This window comes from Deltaproteobacteria bacterium (genome assembly GCA_028818775.1).
Lineage (GTDB): Bacteria > Desulfobacterota > Binatia > UBA9968 > JAJDTQ01 > JAJDTQ01.
In genome coordinates this window covers 1-16,535 of the sequence record JAPPNE010000155.1, presented here as the reverse complement: position 1 = coordinate 16,535, position 16,535 = coordinate 1, and the positions used below count along the sequence as shown (strand labels likewise).

Below are 16,535 nucleotides of genomic sequence, written 5' to 3'. Positions count from 1 at the left end.
TCGACGCCTTCAGCGCAGCTTCAGCGTGCTCAACGCGAACAGCGCGCAAATGATCGACACGATCCAGAACCGCACGATGATCTGCGGTTCCGGCCAACCCTTGAGCTCGTAGTGATGGTGGATCGGCGCCATGCGGAAGACCCGTTTGCCGCGCGTCTTGAACGACGCCACCTGTACGATCACGGACACCGCCTCCACCACGAAGACCCCGCCCACCAAGACCAGCAGGATCTCGTTCTTGCTGATGACCGCCACGATCCCGAGGGCGGCTCCGAGGCCCAAGCTGCCGACGTCGCCCATGAAAATCTGCGCGGGATAGGTGTTGAACCACAGGAAACCCATGCCCGCCGCCACCACCGCGGCGCAGAACACCGTCAACTCGCCCACCCGGGACACGTAGGGAATCTGCAGGTACTCGGCGAACTTCACGTGGCCCGCGAGGTAGACGATGATCGCGTAGGCGGCGGCGGCGGTCATCACCGGGCCGATGGCGAGGCCGTCGAGGCCGTCGGTCAGGTTCACCGCGTTGGAGGCGCCCACCACCACCACCACCGCGAAGGGCACGTACCAGAGCCCCAGGTCCGGTTGCACGTTCTTGAAGAACGGCACCGCCACCGTGCTGTTGAAGTCGGGCTGCGCCAGCAGCACCGCCACCGCCGCCGCGGCCACGGCGGTCTGGGGCACGAGCTTGCTCCACATGGACAGCCCGCGGCTGCTGCGGCTCCTGAGCTTGAGCCAGTCGTCGACGAGACCGATGGCGGCGAACGCCACGGTCACGACCAGGGCCAGCAAGACGTACACGTTGGTGACGTCCGCCACCAGCAGCGTGGACAGCGTCAGGGACAGGACGATCAGGGTGCCCCCCATGGTGGGAGTGCCGGCCTTGCCGGCATGGTGCGCGGGGCCGTCCTCGCGAATGTGCTGGCCGATCTGCCAGCGCTTGAGGGAGCGGATGAGCCAGGGGCCGATGACGAAGGAGAGCAGCAGCGACAGGAGCGCCGCCAGCGCCGCGCGGAACGTGATGTAGCGGAACACGTTCAGCACCGGGAACGTGGAATGCAGCGGATAGAGCAGCAGGTACAGCACGGGTCAGGCTCCTCCATCCTTCATGGCCGCCAGCACCTGTTCCATGGCCGCGCCGCGCGAGCCCTTGAGCAACACCCAGTCGCCCTTGCGCAGCACGCCGCGCAACTCCTTCCCCAAGGGTTGGTGGGCGCGCGCCACGCGCACCGCCGACCGCTCCATGCCGGCGCCGACGGCGCCGTGGCGGATCTCGCGGGCGAAGCGGCCCAGCACGTAGAGGGCGTCGAGGCCGCTGCGCGCCGCGGTCTCGCCCAACTCGCGGTGGCACGCGCTCTCGTTTTCGCCCATCTCCAACATGTCTCCCAGGACCGCCACGCGCCGCCCCCGCGCCGGAATCCCGCGCAGCGCGGCCAAGGCCGCCTCCATGGAGGCCGGATTGGCGTTGTAGGCGTCGTTGATGATGCCGATGCCGCGCCAGCGCTCGACTTCCATGCGCATGGGCACGGGCCGCACCGCCTGGAGTCCCTTGCGGATGGCCGCCGGGTCCACTCCGAAGGCGTGTGCCATGGCCGCGGCGCCCACCGCGTTGCGCACGTTGTGCAGCCCGCACAGGCGCAGGCGCACCGGCTCCCGCAGCCGGCCCACGCGCAGGTTGAAGCGCAGGCGCCCGCCGGCAAGCATCTCCGGGTCTTCGCCGCGCACGTGGCCGCCCGTGCCATAGGTCACCACGCGCCCCTGGAACGCGCGGCTCTGGCGCACCACCCGGGCGTCGTCGAGATTGACCACGGCGGTGCCGTGCGCCCCCAGGCCGCGGAAGATCGCACCCTTCTCCCGCGCCACTCCGGCCACCGTCTTCAAACCGGAAAGGTGCGCCGGGCCCACCGAGGTGATGGCCGCCACCTCCGGTTCGGCGATGGCCGTGAGCCGGCGGATCTCGCCAGGGCGGTTGGTGCCCAGCTCCACCACCGCGACGCGCTCGCGTTCGCCCAGGCGCAGCAGGGTCAAGGGCAGACCCACGAGGTTGTTGTAGTTGCCCTCGGTCTTGAGCACCCGGCCGCGCAACGGGCGGTCGTCCAGGCGCGCGCGTTGCAGAATCGAGAACAGCATCTCCTTGGTCGTGGTCTTTCCGTTCGAACCGGTGATCGCCAGCACCCGCGGCGCCAGCCTCCGCCGATGGAAACGGGCGACGTCTCCCAGCGCCCGCAAGGTGTCGCGCACGCGAATCACCGCCACCTCCGAGGCCGGGACCACGTTCTCCTGCACGATGACGCAGCCGCTCCCGCGCCGCGCCGCCTCGGTGACGAACGCGTGTCCGTCATGCAGCTCGCCCCGGAGCGCCACGAACACGCCGTTCCGCGCCACCCGGCGCGAGTCCGTGCAGATCTCGCCGACCCGAAGCGCGGCGCCGCGCTGGACGATGGTCCCCCCGGCCGCCCGCGCCAACTCTTCGATGCTCCAATCCATGACCCTTCGCGCACCGTCATCCCTCGACCGTCAAGCCAGTGATCTGGCGGCTTCCTCCCGCAGCACTTCCCGGTCGTCGAAATGGACCCTGCTCCCGCCGACGATCTGGTAGTCCTCGTGCCCCTTGCCCGCCACCAGCAGCACGTCGCCGGGATCCGCCAGCGACAGGCCCAGGCGAATCGCGGCGCGCCGGTCGGGCTCCACGCGGTAACCGCGGTGCGCGCTCCCGGCGCCGTCGTCGATGCGTTGCATGCCGCCGCGGCGCACGCCGTCCTCGATGCCGCGGATGATCGCCAGGGGCTCCTCGCCGCGAGGGTTGTCCGAGGTAACCACCACGGCGTCGCTCGCGCCGGCGGCGACCTCCCCCATGAGCGGACGCTTGCCGGCATCCCGGTCGCCGCCGCAGCCGAACACCGTGATCAGCCGTCCCCGGGTCAACGGCCGCAAGGCACGGATGACCTTGTCCAAGGCGTCCGGCGTGTGCGCGTAGTCCACCACCAGGGTGACCCCCAAGCCGTTGGGCACGCGCTCCAGCCGCCCCGGCACGCGCTCCAGCCGGGCAAGTCCGGAGACGATGGCTTCCGGCGCCGCCCCCAACGCCCAGGCCGTCCCGGCCGCCGCCAGGATGTTCTCCAGGTTGATCTCGCCCATGAGCGGCGACGCGAACTCGATCTCTTGCCCGCCGCATGCCAAGGTGCCGCGCAAGCCGTCCACGTCGCTGTCCAGGCGCACCGGATGGACGTCCCAACGGGACGAGCGGCCGTAGGTGAGGGCCGCCAGCCCGGCGTCCCGGGTGAGCCGCGCCAGCTCGAGCCCGCGCGCGTCGTCCGCGTTGATGACCGCGACCGGCCGTTCCTTGACGCTGGCGCGCAGGCACTCCGTGAACAACCGCGCCTTGCTGCGGAAGTACGACTCCATGTCGCCGTGATAGTCCAGGTGGTCGCGCGACAGGTTGGTGAACACCGCCGCGTCGAAATCCAGCCCGTGCGCCCGATGGAGGTCCAGCGCGTGGGAAGAAACCTCCATGGCGACGAAGCCCACGCCGGCGCCTGCCATCTCCGCCAGCAGCTCCTCGATCTCGAGGGACTCGGGCGTGGTAAGGAGCGCGGGCTGCTGCCGTCCGCCGTAACGCCGGCTGATGGTGCCGATGACCCCGCAGGCGCGCCCCGCCGCGCCGAAGATCGCCTCCAGCAGGTAGGTGACCGTTGTCTTGCCGTTGGTCCCGGTGACGCCCACCAGGACGAGCGAGCGGCTCGGACGGCCGAAGAACACCGCCGCCGCGTGAGCCATGGCGCGGCGCGCGTCGGACACCCTCACGCAGGCGGTCCCGGAAGGCACCGCCACGGGCCGCTCCACCACCACCGCCGCCGCGCCCCGCCGCACGGCGTCGCCGACGAAGTCATGGCCGTCGGCGCGCTGCCCCGGCAGGGCGAAGAAGACGGAACCCGGACGTACCCGGCGTGAATCGCACGCGAGCCCCTGGACCTGGTGGTCCACGGGGCCCCGTTCGTCCCGGACATCCGGTGTATGCAGCAGCTCCCGCAGCAGCATCGGCATCATTCCTTGAGCGTCAGGACGAGGCGGCGGCCGCCCCGGTCCATCCTTTGCGCCGCGACGTAGCCGTGCCCCCGGAGCACCACCGAGAGCCGGAGCTTCCTGGCCTCGTCGACGGCTTGGCGCATGCTCATGCCGATGAGGTTCGGCCCGCCGGAACCGGCCTTCCCGCGCCGGGTCCCTGCACGCGACACCCGGACGACGCCAACCTTCCCGGCCGAGGACGGCGCCTCGAGAAGGCGGCGGTCGGGCTTCTGTCCGAGCGCGTGCAGCGCCGGGCCGGCGATGCGCTGGAACAGCGGCGCCGCCACCAGGCCGCCGTAGACTTGAACCGTCGGTTCGTCCACCAGGGTCAGGAGCACGAAGCGGGGCTCGTCGGCGGGCACGAACCCGGCGAACGAGGCCACCCGCTTCTTCGAATAGCCCCCCTTGACGCGGTCGGCCTTCTGGGAAGTGCCGGTCTTGCCCGCCGTTTCGAACCCCGCGAGGGCGGCACGGGAGCCGGTGCCGCCCTCGGCCACGACGCCCTTGAGGATGTCGACCACCTTGCGGGCGGTCTCGCGCGAAACCACGCGGCGCAGCATTTCCGGCTTGTTCCGGAACAGCACGCGGCCGTCCTCGCCCACCACCCGGTCCACGAGGTAGGGACGCATGAGCAGGCCGCCGTTGGCGATGGCGGAGAAGGCCATGACCATCTGCAGGGGGGTCACCCCGATGGACTGCCCGAACGAGGCCGCGGCAAGGTCCACCTTGTACCACTGGTGGTGAGGGCGCACCGTCCCTTTCCGTTCTCCCAGGAGGTCGATGCCGGTCTTCTCTCCAAAGCCGAAGCGGCGAATGTAACGGTGGTAGCGCTCCTTGCCGAGCTTGTGCGCCACCTTCGCGACGCCGATATTGCTGGAGAGCTGAAGGACCTTGGCGAACGACAGCCAGCCGTATTCCTTGAAGTCATGGATGGTACGGCCGCCGTAGACGTACTTGCCGTACTCGCAGAAGATCAGGTCCTCCTGCCCCACGACACCGTCCTCCAGGGCGGCCGCCGCCAGCACGGCCTTGAAGACGGAACCCGGCTCGTAGGTATCCGTGACCGCGCGGATGCGCCAGCGGCTCCGTTCCTGGGTCTGGTACTGGTTGGGATCGAAGAACGGGTAGCTGGCCAGCGCCAGGATCGCGCCCGTATAAGGGTCGGCCATCACCACGGTCCCGCCCTTGGCGCGGTAGCGCTTGACCGTCGCTTCCAGGTGCTTTTCCGCCAGATGCTGGAGCGCGGTATCCAGCGTCAGGTGCACGTCAGGCCCGGGCTGGAGCTTCAACTCGTCCAGGCCCGCCACCAGCATGCGGCGGCCCAACGCGTCGCGCTCCACCACCCACGAACTGGTCTCCCCGCGTATGTAGCGGTCGTAGCTGCGCTCGACCCCTTCGAGGCCCTGGGCGTCCCTGCCCACGACCCCCAGGGCCTGCCCGGCGAGCCGCCCTTGCGGGTAATACCGTTTGGGCTCGTGGTAGAAACCGACTCCTTCGATCTTGAGCCGGCGCACCCGCTGCGCCTCGCGCGGCGTCACCTGGCGCTTGAGCCATACGAAGGGCTCGCTGGCGGTCATCCTGCGGCGCACGTCGCCGCGCTTCATGTCCAGCGCCCGCGCCACGTCGGCCACGACCTTGCCGGTGACCTTCAGGCGCCGTGGGCGCACGTAGACCGACTGGGCCTCGATGCTGATGGCCAGTGCATCGCCGTCGCGGCCGAAGATGGTGCCGCGCTCGGGCTGGACGATCCATTCCTGGAGGTGCTGCCGCTCGCCCATGCGCGCGAGCCGCTCGCCGTCGAAGGCCTGGAGCTGTATGGCGCGAAGCGCCACCGCCAGCAACAGCACCAGGAGCAGGCCCCCGGCCAGCCGCAACCGGAAGCGCATTCTCGCGGCAAGATCCTGTGGGTTTTCCTTGGTCATGGCACGACGACGACCCGCTTACCCTCCGGGTCCTTGAGTCCGAGACGCTTCCGCGCCATGGTCTCCACGCGGTCGGGAGCCGTCAGGGACCCCAACTCCAGCTTCAATTCGCGATTCGTCTGCTCCAGCCGGCGCTCCAGCTTGGCGGCGGTGGAGAGCACGTAGCCCAGTTGCACGACGCGCAGCCGCTGCCACACCAGCAGCAACGCCAAGGCCACCAGCAGGCAACTCAACACGATGGGCCACAATGCGTCGCCGCGCCGCGCCGCGACCCGGGCTTCGGCCACATCCTGCCGATCGAGAACGCCCGTTGCCTTGGTCGGTTCCTGACCGGCTCTGAACATGGCCCCTCCTAGATGGCGTCCTTCGACTTCGCTTCGCTACGCTCAGGACGAACGGAAACAGGTTTCCAAAACCGTTCGTCCTGAGCGTAGCGAAGCGAAGTCGAAGGACGCCAAACCAAATCCGACAGGCTCCTAGACCCTTTCGACCGCCCGGAGCCGCGCCGAGCGCGCCCTGGGATTGGCCCGCACCTCTTCCTTGCCGGGCACGCGTGGTTTGCGCGTCACCACGGCGGCCTTGCGGCTCCAGCCGCAGACACATCCGGGGAGGCGCGGTGGGCACACGCAATCCAGACCCCATTTGTGGAAGGCGCGCTTGACCAGCCGGTCCTCCATTGAATGGAACGAGATGATGACGAGCCGCCCGCCGGCGCGCAGCATCTCGTAGGCCGTTTCGAGAAACGTCTCCAGGTTTTCCAACTCCCGGTTCACGGCGATGCGCAGGGCCTGGAACGTCCGGGTGGCCGGGTGAGTCGCCGGCGTGCGCGCGCCCCGGGGCCGCCCGCCCGCGCCACCCAGGGCCCGGGCCACGATCCCGGCCAGTTGCCGGGTGGTCTCGATGGTCGTTCCGCGCCTTTCCGCGCCGATGGCGCGCGCGATCCGGCGCGCCCCCGGTTCCTCGCCGAACTCGCGTATCAGTTCCCCCAGCTCACTCACCGGCAGCGTGTTCACCAGCTCGTGCGCGTCCGGTGACCGGCGCCGGTCCATGCGCATGTCGAGCCGCGCATCGTTGGCGAAACCGAAGCCCCGGTCGGGAACGTCGAGTTGATGCGAGGACAGCCCCAGGTCCAGCAGCATGCCGTCCACGCCCGCCCAACCCAGCTCGTCGAGCACCGCGGGCGCCTCGGTGAATCCCGCCCGGCGCAGGACCACGCGCCCGCCGAATCCCGCCAGGGCGCGCCCGGCCGCGTCCACGGCGTCGTCGTCCCAGTCGAGACCCAGAAGTTCGCCGTCCGGAGACGACCGGCGCAGGATCTCGCGCGCGTGTCCGCCGCCTCCCACGGTGGCGTCCAGGTAGCGCCGCGACGGCGACGGCGCGAGAATATCCAGCACCTCATGAAGCATTACGGGCTCGTGCGCGTAGCTCATGGCGGCGGCCGTTCAATGACAGGTGGCCGCCCCCTCCCAGTCGTCATCGAAACTTTCGATGGCCTCGTCCAGCGAGGCGTAGTATTCGAACACCCCGTCCATGCCCACCACCCGGAAGATGTCCTTCAGGTGCGGACTCATGCCCGAGATCTTGAGGTCGCCGTTCATCTCGCGCAGCAGTTTCAGGCGGTCCAGCAAGACCCCGATGCTCAGGTAGTTGATGTGATCCACGGCCTTGAGGTTCAGCACTACCTTGTGCCGTTCCTTCTCGATCAGGCCGCCGATCATGTCCTTGATCCGAACCATCTCCCGGAGGTCGATGTCGCCGTTGACGTCGATCACGGCGATATCCTGAATGGCCTTTCGGTCGAGTCCGATCATGGATCGCTCCTTTCTTCCGGTATCGCCTCGTGACTCACAGGCCCAAGTCCGAGAACGAGCCCGGATCCTCCATGAGTTGCTCTTCAGCCTCCGTGAACACCGTGTCCCAGGCGTCCTTGTCCCAGATGCGAAACTTCTCCCCCGCCGATACCAGCATCACGTCGCGCTTGAGGTCCGCGTACTTGCGCAACGTGGGGGGAATGAGAATGCGTCCGTGCGTGTCCACCTCGCATTCCATGGCTCCGCCGAGATAATAGGTCTGAAACCGCACCATGTTGGGATCGAACTTGGGCCTCTGACGCACCGCCTCCTCCAGCGCCGTCCATTCGTCCAGCGGATAGACGTCGAGGCAGCGTTTGGAGCTGACCACGAAGTTTGTGATAATGAGGCGAGGATCTCCCTTGCCCAGGAGGACTTCGCGATACTTGGCCGGAATGCTCAGCCGCCCCTTGGTATCGACCGTATGCTCGTAACGTCCGCGGAACATTGCCTTGCACTCTCGGTGAGACCGAGCTGAAACCATGGGATTTTATCCCACTTTATCCCACCTGAAGGCGAATATACCGTTGCACCAACCCCTCGTCAACACGAAAACGTCACAATTTTCGGGATCCGTGGTGTAGCCCGACGGGCATCGAAGGCATGGGTTGTTCCCACATCTGGCTGGTCCCGACCCGAAAAGGGGGGGAACGGCCACAAGATGTGGACTTGAGGACTTGGTCGCGAGCCTGCGCGGGCGGAAATAAACTTGACGGCGCGGCCTCGACGGCGCGCCGGTCGGCGGAATGGGTGGGACGGTGTGTATGTTCGCGGCGGGTCGCCGCCGAACGGGGGGAGGGGGACCAGCGGACCGGTAAGCCGGATTCTGTGACGCTTCCCAACGAGAAGCGGGACGGTCATTCATCTAGCCCCGTGATTGCTCGCGGGGTCCAGCGACCTTACCCGAGGGCTTCAGGCGGACGACCCAACCCTCCTATTTGGTCTTGCTCCGGGTGGGGTTTACCAAGCATCCGCCATCACTGGCGGACCGGTGAGCTCTTACCTCGCCTTTTCAACCTTACCCGAGGGTTCGGCGTGAAGCCGGAACCCGCCGGGCGGTGTGTTTTCTGTGGCACTTTCCCCCGATCGCTCGAGGCCGCCGTTAACGGCCACCCTGTCCTGTGGAGTCCGGACTTTCCTCCTCCACGCAAGGCGGAGGCGACCGTCTGGTCCGCTGGTCCAGGCCTCAGTTTCCCGCTTGCGGGGCCTGGACGCAACCCTAGTGTCCTGTCTCACAGACAGGACACTAGGGTTGGCCGCCCTGTTCGGGAGCCGGCGGGTTGTAGAAGAGAATGCGCTGGCAACTCGGACAGAGGTTCACGCGCTCGTTGCGCAGCACGTCGTTCCAAAGCTGCGGCGGAATGTTCATGTAGCAGGCCTGGCAGATGGCCGACGACACCACCACCACCGCCGTGCCGCCGCGGCGGTTGAACAGCAGCTCGTAACGACCCACCAGATCGTCGTTCAGGCGTGACGCGGTGGCGGCGCGCAGGTCACGAGTCTGGTCGATCTTGTGCTCCAGGTCCGCGATTTCCTGCACCAAGGGCCCTTTTCTCTGGTTCCAGTCGTCCTGGAGGCCGGTCAACTCCTCTTCCTTCTGCTTGAGGATCCCCTCGTGTTCCTCGAGGTCGGTCATCACCTCGATCAGTTCCTCTTCCAGGATGGCGTTGGACTCCTTGATGACGCCGATCTCCCGCTGGAGCGCCTGGAGTTCCTTGAGGTTTTTCACATGGCTCATGCGCATGCGCTTGTCGGTGGCCTTCCGGTTGGCGTCGTGGATTACCTGCTCCTTGTCGCGGCGTACGCGGTCCCGGTCCTCCCACGTCTCCTTCAACGTCTTCACCTCGGCCGCCAGTCGGGCGATATCGCGCTCGCGCGTCTCCATTTCCTGGCGCCGTTCGGTCTGCGCGTCCTTGTGCTCCTTCACTTCGAGATCGATGTCCTGAAGAACCGCGAGTGTTTCCAACTGCTCACGCAACACGGTACCCTCCCGTCGGCGGCCATCCGACAAAAAAAGGAACCGCCCCCGTGGGTGCAGTTCCTTCTTGACCGTTCAGGCTGTCCGCCCGTCTCCGATAGATTTGTCGTCTCATTCCTGAACCGGAGGGTATCCACATTTGAATAAATTGTCAAAGGGCGGGGTATGGGGCGCGACACTCAGCGCGTCACAGGGCCAGCTTGCCGGGATTCATGATGCCGTTGGGGTCCAGGCAGCGCTTGAGCGAGCGCATCAGCTCGAGGCTCCGGCCGTGCTCGCGGGCCATGAAGGGGGCCAGCTTGACACCCACGCCGTGGCAGTATTCCACGGACCCGCCGTAAGCGTGAACGCGGTCCAGCAGCGCCGCTACGGCGTCGCCCAGTTCGGCCCGGGCCCGGTCGCCGCCCTCCTTCGCGAGCCGCAGGGAGAACAATTCGGGGCCGGTCCAGAGCCCGCTCTCGCGGAAACGCACCCCGCGGGCCGCGGCGAGGGCGATGGCCTCCCGCCGGAAGGTCAGCACTTGCCCTGCCGGCAGGGCCACGTGGACCCAATCCTGGTGCACCCCGTCCCCGCCACGTTTACGGCGCTCGCTCCGGTTGGCGGCAAAGCGCCGGGCCGCGGAGTGGCGTTCGCGCCAGAAGCGCTCCGCCCGCTCGCCCGCGAGTTTCCGGGCGCCGCGGCGCCTGCAGCCGTCCAGCGCCACGCGCTCTTCCGCGCCCGCCAGATCGGCGTTCCCTTCGAAGCCCAGATACAGGACCGAGGGCCCGTCCGGGTCCTCGGTCTCGTCGCCGTAGTCGAGGAGGATCGGCCGGCAGCCGGCGCGGGCAAGGTCGCGCACCGCCTCGAAGCCCGCGGCGAAGGAGCCGAACCGCAAGGCATGGAGGGAGCGTGTCTCGGGGACCGGAAAGAGCCGGAGCGTTACCTCGGTGAGGATTCCGAAACAGCCTTCGCCGCCGATGAACAGGTGCTTGAGATCGACGCCCGTGGAGCGCTTGCTCACGGCGGGAGTGCGGCACACCTCCCCTTGGGGCAGCACCGCCTCCAGCCCCAGCACCTGGCTCCCCATGGAGCCGTACTTGCCGCCGCGGTAGCCGAGACTGTCGGTGGAGACGGTGCCCCCCACCGTGGCCACCGGCAGGGTCCAGGGATCGTGGCCCAGCATGAGCCCCAAGGCCCGCAGCGCCGCGTCGACGGTCTCCAACACGGCCCCGGCCTGGACACGGACCGTGAGCGAATCCGCATCGATCTCCAGGATGGCGCCCATCCGCCGCAGGTCCACGACGATGCCCGGCGTGAGGGAGGCCGCCGCGCCCATCAGTCCGGAGCCGCCGCCGTAGGGCACCAGCGGGACCCGGACCTCGTTGGCCAGCCGCACCACGGCCTGGACCTCGCCGGTGTCCGCGGGGGTGCAGACGCACAGTGGATGAACGGGGACGATGGGGTGTGCGGGGTGGATGCGGCTGTCGCTCAGGGCGTCCCACGCGTGCAGATCCAGCTCGGCCGGATCGGTGAGGACGGCGGCCCGGCCGAGCAGGTCAACGAGCCGGCCGATGGTGCCGGCATATCCGGCCATGCGCCATCCCCGCCTTACCCCGCCCTGAATTGTCAGTGCATGTTCTGGCCGCCGTCCACCACCAGGGTCTGGCCGGTCATGAAGTCGGCCAGGGGCGAAGCCATGAACAGCACGCCGCCGACCAGGTCCTGGGGGACCTGAACGCGCTTGATAGCGCGCTGTCCGATGCTGCTCTCACGCATCTTGAGGATCTCCTCGGTGGGGTTCACCTCGGACAGGGTCGATCCGGGGCACAGGATGTTGACCTGGATGTTGTCGTCCCCCACCTCCCGCGCCAGCGTGCGGCTGAAGCCCATGACGCCGGCCTTGGAGGCCACGTAGTGAATGCGTCCCGGAGGGCCGGAGAGCGCGGTGCCGGAGGCCACGTTGATGATCTTGCCGGACTTCTGCTGGCGCATCTGCGGCAACACCGCGCGGCAGCAAAGGAACACGCCCTTGAGGTTCACGGACATGAGCTTGTCCCATTCCTCAATGCTGATCTCCTCGATGCGGCCCCGGTTCATGGGAATGGTGGCGAAGATCGACGCGTTGTTCACCAGCACGTCCACGCGGCCGAACTGCTCGACGGTCTTGGCCACCATCTGCTGGGTGGAGTCGTCGTCGGACACGTCCACGCGCACCGCCAGGGAACCCGCCTCGCTCATCTTGCCCAGGTCGGCGGCCACCTGTTCCGCCGCGTCCTTGTCGATGTCCGCCACCACCACGCGCGAACCGGACTTGGTAAACCCTTCACAATACGCCTTGCCGATGCCGTGCCCGCCGCCCGTGACGATCACCACTTTTCCCTGCAAACCTTCGATCATGAGTGCTCCTCTCCGGCCGCCGCGGCCCGCGGCGGCTCCTGTGGCCGCGTAGTTTTCCAGCACTGCTCTATCGGGAAACCGCGGCCACTGTCAAGCAGCGCGGCGCGGTGGAAACCCCCATCCGGCGGTGTTCGCACCCCGGTCTTCCGGTCGATCGGCATCGTGGCGCGCACGGAAATTGAACGCCCCCACAAATCATGTTAACGCAACTCCGATGGCGCGATATCGAGTAGCGGTGGACACCGGCGGGACCTTCTCCGACTTCGTATTCTTCAACGAGGACAGCGGCGAGATCAGCATCACCAAGGTGCCCTCGACCCCGAAAGAACCGTTCCAGGCGGTGCTCAACGGGGTCCGGGAGCTGCTCGACCAGGGCGTGCCGGCCGGCGACGTGAGCTTTTTTTCCCACGGCACCACGGTGGGCACCAACGCCCTGCTGGAGGAGAAGGGAGCGGTCACCGGGCTCTTGGTGACCGAGGGCTTCCGCGGCATCTACGAGGTCATGGAGCAGAGCCGGGGCTACGGGCCGGTGACCTACGACCTGTTCTTCGAGAAGCCGCGCCTGTTGGCCGCCCCCTACACCACCGAGGAGGTGCGCGAACGAGTGGATTTCCAGGGCAACGCGCTCACGCCGGTGGACCCGGCGCAAGCGGCGGAAGCCATCCGCCGGCTCAAGGCCAAGGGCGTCGAGTCCGTGGCCGTGTGCTTCCTGTTCTCCTTCCTGAACCTCGAACACGAGCTGGCCGTCAAGGAGATCATGGCCCAGGAGTTCCCGGAGGCGAGCCTGTCGCTGTCGTGCGAGGTGCTGCCCCAGATCCGCGAGTTCTACCGGATGAGCACGACGGTCATCAACGCCTACATCGCGCCGGTGATGAGCCGATACCTGGGCAGCCTCGAAGACCGCCTGCGGGAGATGGGGGTCACCACGCCGCAACTCTACATCATGCAGTCCAACGGCGGCGTGTCCACGTTCAAGACCTCGGCGCGCATCCCCGTGGCCACGGTGCTGTCGGGACCGGCGGGCGGCGTAATCTCGTCGTTGGGCGCCAGCGGCAAGGTAGGCATCGACAACATCATCACCTTCGACATGGGCGGCACCAGTTGCGACGTGGCGCTGATCCACCAGGGCCGCCCGGTGGTCACCACCCAGGGGCGCATCAGCCAGCGCCCCATCAGCCTGCCCATGCTCGACATCCACACCGTGAGCGCCGGCGGCGGCACCATCGCGCGAATCGACTCGGTGGGGGCGCTCCAGGTGGGGCCCGACAGCGCCGGCGCCGATCCCGGCCCCATCTGCTACGACCGGGGCGGCGAGAACGCCACCGTCACCGACGCCAACGTCATCCTGGGCGTGCTGGACCCCGACCACTTCCTCGGCGGGCGGCTCACGCTGGACAAAGGCAAGGCGGAGTCGCTGGTGGAGGAGAAGATCGCCAAACCGTTGGGGCTGAGCCTGCACGAGGCCGCCGACGGCATCCTCAAGATCATCAACGTCAAGATGGAGGAGGCCATCAAGGCGGTGTCGTCCCAGCGCGGCTACGACACCCGCGAGTTCACCCTGGTGGCCTTCGGCGGCGCGGGGCCCATGCACGCCGGCCGGCTGGCGCTGGACCTAGGGATCCCGACGCTGCTGGTGCCGCTGACGCCGGGGGTCAACTCGGCCCTGGGGCTGCTCATGTCGGACGTGAAGCACGACCACGTGCGCTCCAAGCTGGCGCCGATGCAGGAGCTGGCGCCCGACGACATCAATTCGCTGTTCGACCAACTCGTGGAGCAGGCGCGGGAAGAGCTGTCCGGAGAGGGTTTTTCGGACGAGGACATCGTGCTGACGCCGTTCCTGGACCTGCGCTACGCCGGCCAGGGCTACGAACTGACGGTGCCGTGCCCCTCTCCGCCGCTCAAGCGCGAAGACATGGAGCTGGTACAGCAACGTTTCCACGAGGTCCACGAGCAGGCCCACGGCCACAAGGCCGAGTCCGAGCCGGTGGAGCTGGTGAGCGTGCGGCTGGTGTCCGAGGGACGGGTGCCGCAGACCCGGCTGTCCCCGTTCAAGGCCACCGGGAGCAGCGTGGACGACGCCCGCACCGGCGAGCGCCGAATCTTTTTCGGCCGCGACCTTGGCTTCCACGACACTCCCATCTACGACCGGGACCGCCTGGAGCCGGGGCACGAGCTGGCCGGCCCGGCCGTCGTGGAGCAGATGGACACCACCACCGTGATTCATCCCGAGCAACAGGCGCGGGTGGACGACTACAGGAACTTGATCATCACGGCGAAGGAGTAGGTCGGATTAGCGAAGCGTAATCCGACAAGGACGACCCATGGCACATCCCGAATCCAGCGCGGCAAACGCGGCCTCCGCAGACCCCATCACCCTCCAGGTGATCCAGGCGCGGCTGGCCGGCATCGTGCAGGAGATGCAGACCTCGCTCTTCCGCACCGGCTTCTCCACCATCATCCGGGAATCCCAGGACGCGAGCTGCGCGCTCCTCACCTGTGACGGCGAGGTGGCGGCACAGCACGTGGTGCTGCCGCTCCACATGGGCGCGTTCCCGGCCTGTGCCCAGGGGGTGCTGCGGAACTATTCGCCGGAGGAGATCCACGAGGGCGACGCCTACATCACCAACCATCCCTACCTCGGCGGCAGCCCCCATGCCCCGGACATGTGCGTGATGACGCCGATCTTCTTCGACGGCGAGTGGGTGGGCTTCTCCGCCACCATGGCTCACAAGAGCGACATCGGCGGGCCGGTGCCCGGGAGCTGCTGGAGCCAAGCGCGGGAGGTCTATCAGGAGGGGCTCCAGGTGCCGCCGGTCAAGTACATCGACCGCTTCAGGACCAGCAAGGACATCGAGGAGATCATAGGCTGCAACAGCCGCACCCCCGAGCTGGTGGTGGGCGACATCCGCGGCCAGGTGGGGGCGGCACGCCTGGGCGAGCGGCGCTTCGGCGAGATGATGGCCAAGTACGGCCGCGAGGCCGTTCTGGCCTGCTACGACCGGCTGTTCCAGCTCACCGAGGAGCGGGTGCGCAACGAGATCGCCACCTGGCCCGACACGAGCGCCGAGGGCGAGCGCTTCCTGGACAGCGACGGCATCGACCTCGACAAGCCCGTGCGCATCCGGGTGCGCATCGACAAGAAAGAGGACCGGCTGCTGTTCGACTTCACCGGCAGCGCGGACCAGACCCGCGGCCCGGCCAACATCCGGCCGTCGGTGGTGCGGGCGGCGTGCTCCTACTGCCTGACGGCCCTCACCGACCCCGCCCTCCCCACCAACCAGGGTCTTGCCCGAGTGGTGGAGGTGAACTGCCCCGAAGGCAGCGTGCTCAACCCGCGCTTCCCGGCGCCCGTGAACACCTACAACCCCACGGTGCATGCCTTGGTGGAGGCCCTGTTCGAGGCCCTGAGCCAGCTCACCCCGGTGAAGAAAATCGCCGACGGCTGCGCCAGCCGTTCCATCATCATCGGCGGCAGGAACGAGAAGACCGGCCGCAGCTACGTGCAATACGAGATCTTCGGCGGCGGCTCCGGCGCCCGCACCGGCAAGGACGGCGTGTCCGGCACCAACGTCAACCAGTCCAACGCCCGCATCGCCCCCATCGAGATCATCGAGTCGGAGTTCGATACTCGGCTGCGCCGTTTCGAGCTGGTGCGCGACTCCGGCGGCCCCGGCAAGTTCCGCGGCGGGCTGGGCTTCGTGCGCGAGTACGAGTTCCTGAACCCAGAGGGCCGCTTCTCACTCCGCTCCACCAAGCACGTGGTCGCCCCCAAGGGAGTGGACGGCGGCGGCACCGGCCGCACCGGCAAAGGCATCTTGAACCCCGGCTCGGAGGAAGAGCGGGAAATCCCGTCTCGCTGCTCCGACGTCGCAGTGCGCCGAGCCGACGTCTTCCGGCTGGAGACACCGGGCGGCGGCGGGTTGGGCGAGCCCCTGGAACGCGACGCCGAGGCGGTGCTGAGGGACGTAAAAAACGGCTACGTCTCGGCGGAGTATGCCCTTGAGGCGTATGGGGTGGCCGTAGTGGAGAGCGGCGGGGTATTCGCGTTGGACGAGGCGCGGACGGCCGCGGTGCGGAGGGGGCGCGCAAAGGCCGTGCGAACATGAAATGGCGTCCTTCGACTTCGCTCCGCTACGCTCAGGACGAACGTAAGAAAGACTCTCCGCCAACCGTTCGTCCTGAGCGTAGCGGAGCGAAGTCGAAGGACGCCATTTCAAACAACGACAACCGACCAAACATGACCCAAACTGCCGATCCCATCACCGTCCAGGTCATCCGCGCTGCGCTGGACGGCATCGTGCAGGAGATGCAGACCTCGCTCTTCCGCACCGGCTTCTCCACCAT

General features: G+C 67.8%; 13 protein-coding genes and 1 other RNA gene. 2 read left to right on the top strand and 12 right to left on the bottom strand.

The window, feature by feature from the left end:
• Positions 1 to 9 precede the first annotated feature (9 nt).
• The 12 genes from mraY to OXU42_16850 all read right to left on the bottom strand — a co-directional run bounded on the left by mraY (position 10) and on the right by OXU42_16850 (position 12,191).
• On the bottom strand, positions 10 to 1,086 hold the full coding sequence (mraY, locus tag OXU42_16905) for a phospho-N-acetylmuramoyl-pentapeptide-transferase (protein ID MDE0031068.1): 1,077 nt from the start codon (positions 1,084 to 1,086) through the stop codon (positions 10 to 12).
• A 3-nt stretch (positions 1,087 to 1,089) separates the two neighbouring features.
• Positions 1,090 to 2,487: a UDP-N-acetylmuramoyl-tripeptide--D-alanyl-D-alanine ligase gene (locus tag OXU42_16900; protein MDE0031067.1), complete on the bottom strand. Its 1,398-nt coding sequence runs from the start codon at positions 2,485 to 2,487 to the stop codon at positions 1,090 to 1,092.
• Positions 2,488 to 2,517: 30 nt separating this feature from the next.
• The gene (locus OXU42_16895; GenBank protein MDE0031066.1) at positions 2,518 to 4,038 is read right to left on the bottom strand and encodes a UDP-N-acetylmuramoyl-L-alanyl-D-glutamate--2,6-diaminopimelate ligase; all 1,521 of its coding nucleotides are present in this window, start codon (positions 4,036 to 4,038) and stop codon (positions 2,518 to 2,520) included.
• A gap of 5 nt (positions 4,039 to 4,043) precedes the next feature.
• Complete coding sequence (locus OXU42_16890; protein MDE0031065.1) at positions 4,044 to 5,987, bottom strand: penicillin-binding transpeptidase domain-containing protein; 1,944 nt, start codon at positions 5,985 to 5,987, stop codon at positions 4,044 to 4,046.
• Positions 5,984 to 6,331 (bottom strand): cell division protein FtsL, encoded by a 348-nt coding sequence (gene ftsL / locus OXU42_16885; GenBank protein MDE0031064.1) that lies wholly within the window; start codon positions 6,329 to 6,331, stop codon positions 5,984 to 5,986. The genes OXU42_16890 and ftsL overlap by 4 nt, the downstream gene beginning before the upstream one ends.
• 132 nt (positions 6,332 to 6,463) lie before the next feature.
• Complete coding sequence (gene rsmH / locus OXU42_16880; GenBank protein MDE0031063.1) at positions 6,464 to 7,417, bottom strand: 16S rRNA (cytosine(1402)-N(4))-methyltransferase RsmH; 954 nt, start codon at positions 7,415 to 7,417, stop codon at positions 6,464 to 6,466.
• A 12-nt stretch (positions 7,418 to 7,429) separates the two neighbouring features.
• Positions 7,430 to 7,798, bottom strand: a complete 369-nt coding sequence (locus OXU42_16875) for an STAS domain-containing protein (protein MDE0031062.1) — start codon at positions 7,796 to 7,798, stop codon at positions 7,430 to 7,432.
• Between the two features lie 34 nt (positions 7,799 to 7,832).
• Positions 7,833 to 8,285, bottom strand: coding sequence for a division/cell wall cluster transcriptional repressor MraZ (gene mraZ, locus OXU42_16870; GenBank protein MDE0031061.1), 453 nt, complete (start codon positions 8,283 to 8,285; stop codon positions 7,833 to 7,835).
• 351 nt (positions 8,286 to 8,636) lie between these two features.
• Positions 8,637 to 9,015, bottom strand: an RNA gene (gene rnpB, locus OXU42_16865) — RNase P RNA component class A.
• A gap of 68 nt (positions 9,016 to 9,083) precedes the next feature.
• Positions 9,084 to 9,818, bottom strand: a complete 735-nt coding sequence (locus tag OXU42_16860; GenBank protein ID MDE0031060.1) for a C4-type zinc ribbon domain-containing protein — start codon at positions 9,816 to 9,818, stop codon at positions 9,084 to 9,086.
• A 184-nt stretch (positions 9,819 to 10,002) separates the two neighbouring features.
• Positions 10,003 to 11,388, bottom strand: coding sequence for an FAD-binding oxidoreductase (locus OXU42_16855; protein ID MDE0031059.1), 1,386 nt, complete (start codon positions 11,386 to 11,388; stop codon positions 10,003 to 10,005).
• Between the two features lie 32 nt (positions 11,389 to 11,420).
• Positions 11,421 to 12,191 carry a 3-oxoacyl-ACP reductase FabG gene (locus tag OXU42_16850; GenBank protein ID MDE0031058.1) on the bottom strand — a complete coding sequence of 257 codons (771 nt, stop codon included), beginning with the start codon at positions 12,189 to 12,191 and terminating at the stop codon, positions 11,421 to 11,423.
• A gap of 214 nt (positions 12,192 to 12,405) precedes the next feature.
• Here OXU42_16850 and OXU42_16845 point away from each other — a divergent pair, with 214 nt between their 5' ends.
• Together OXU42_16845 and OXU42_16840 are read left to right on the top strand one after the other, a co-directional pair.
• Positions 12,406 to 14,475: a hydantoinase/oxoprolinase family protein gene (locus tag OXU42_16845; protein ID MDE0031057.1), complete on the top strand. Its 2,070-nt coding sequence runs from the start codon at positions 12,406 to 12,408 to the stop codon at positions 14,473 to 14,475.
• A 37-nt stretch (positions 14,476 to 14,512) separates the two neighbouring features.
• Positions 14,513 to 16,297 carry a hydantoinase B/oxoprolinase family protein gene (locus tag OXU42_16840; GenBank protein ID MDE0031056.1) on the top strand — a complete coding sequence of 595 codons (1,785 nt, stop codon included), beginning with the start codon at positions 14,513 to 14,515 and terminating at the stop codon, positions 16,295 to 16,297.
• Positions 16,298 to 16,535 lie beyond the last annotated feature (238 nt).

Coding starts and splice junctions, on each gene's coding strand:
- rsmH (MDE0031063.1), bottom strand. CDS start 7,417: ATGAGCTACGCGCACGAGCCCGTAATGCTTCATGAGGTGCTGGATATT.
- OXU42_16840 (MDE0031056.1), top strand. CDS start 14,513: ATGGCACATCCCGAATCCAGCGCGGCAAACGCGGCCTCCGCAGACCCC.
- OXU42_16855 (MDE0031059.1), bottom strand. CDS start 11,388: ATGGCCGGATATGCCGGCACCATCGGCCGGCTCGTTGACCTGCTCGGC.
- OXU42_16875 (MDE0031062.1), bottom strand. CDS start 7,798: ATGATCGGACTCGACCGAAAGGCCATTCAGGATATCGCCGTGATCGAC.
- OXU42_16895 (MDE0031066.1), bottom strand. CDS start 4,038: ATGCTGCTGCGGGAGCTGCTGCATACACCGGATGTCCGGGACGAACGG.
- OXU42_16845 (MDE0031057.1), top strand. CDS start 12,406: ATGGCGCGATATCGAGTAGCGGTGGACACCGGCGGGACCTTCTCCGAC.
- OXU42_16890 (MDE0031065.1), bottom strand. CDS start 5,987: ATGACCAAGGAAAACCCACAGGATCTTGCCGCGAGAATGCGCTTCCGG.
- OXU42_16850 (MDE0031058.1), bottom strand. CDS start 12,191: ATGATCGAAGGTTTGCAGGGAAAAGTGGTGATCGTCACGGGCGGCGGG.
- OXU42_16900 (MDE0031067.1), bottom strand. CDS start 2,487: ATGGATTGGAGCATCGAAGAGTTGGCGCGGGCGGCCGGGGGGACCATC.
- ftsL (MDE0031064.1), bottom strand. CDS start 6,331: ATGTTCAGAGCCGGTCAGGAACCGACCAAGGCAACGGGCGTTCTCGAT.
- mraZ (MDE0031061.1), bottom strand. CDS start 8,285: ATGTTCCGCGGACGTTACGAGCATACGGTCGATACCAAGGGGCGGCTG.